The 960-nt window shown below is 73.5% G+C and carries 2 protein-coding genes; both read left to right on the forward strand.

Going from position 1 to position 960, the window contains the following annotated elements; all coding sequences use genetic code 11:
- The coding region (gene lspA / locus ACTIDRAF_RS28515) for a signal peptidase II (protein WP_039786990.1) at nt 1-561 on the forward strand (561 nt) is incomplete at its 5' end.
- Nucleotides 558-960, forward strand: a 403-nt coding sequence (locus ACTIDRAF_RS0212245) for a hypothetical protein (protein ID WP_016699033.1), incomplete at its 3' end; no start/stop codon positions are given. The genes lspA and ACTIDRAF_RS0212245, both read left to right, overlap by 4 nt.

The raw sequence follows: 960 nt of genomic DNA on the forward strand, positions 1-960 counted from the left end.
GGCGGGGGCCCGCCGAGGCGGCGGGTGGCCCTGCTCGCGGTCGTGGCCGCGGTGGCGTTCGCCCTCGACCTCGTCACCAAGGTCGTCGCCGTCGCCCAGTTGGAGGGGCGGGAGCCGGTCCGGCTGCTCGGTGGCGGCGTGTACCTGGTGCTGCTGCGCAACCCGGGGGCCGCGTTCTCGATGGCGACGGGCATGACGTGGCTGTTGACCCTGGTCGCCGTCGGCGTGGTCGCGGGTATCATCTGGATCGCGCCCCGGTTGCGCTCGGTGGGCTGGGCACTGGGGCTGGGCCTCATGCTGGGCGGTGCGCTGGGCAACCTCGCGGACCGGATCTTCCGTTCCCCGGCGCCCCTGCACGGTCACGTCGTGGACTTCGTCTCGTTGTTCGCTCCTGACGGCAGCGTGTGGCCGGTGTTCAACGTCGCCGACTCCGCGTTGGTGGGCGGGGTGGCGCTGCTGCTGGTGCTGGCCGTGCTCGGCCGGGACTACGACGGGAGCACCGTCCGGGGGCGCGCCGACCAGGAGAAGACGAACACCGCCGAGGGAGACGACCAGCGATGAGCGACACCCGCACCTTTCCGGTGCCCGACGGACTCGACGGGATGCGGGTCGACGCCGGCCTGGCGAAACTGCTCGGTCTGTCACGGACGGCCGTGGTGTCGATCGCCGAGTCCGGTGGTGTGGTGATCGACGGCGCTCCGGCGGGCAAGTCGGACCGGCTGGTGGCCGGCTCGTGGATGGAGGTCCAGCTCCCCCGTCCGGAACGCCCGGTCGTGGCGGCACCCGAACCCGTACCGGGGCTGCGGATCCTCCACGAGGACGAGGACGTGGCGGTCGTCGACAAGCCGGTCGGAGTGGCCGTCCACCCGAGCCCGGGGTGGACGGGGCCGACCGTCCTGGCGGGCCTGGCGGCGATGGGGCTGCGGATCGCGACGTCCGGTGCCGCCGAGCGGCAGGGGG

This window comes from Actinoalloteichus spitiensis RMV-1378, assembly GCF_000239155.1.
Lineage (GTDB): Bacteria > Actinomycetota > Actinomycetes > Mycobacteriales > Pseudonocardiaceae > Actinoalloteichus_B > Actinoalloteichus_B spitiensis.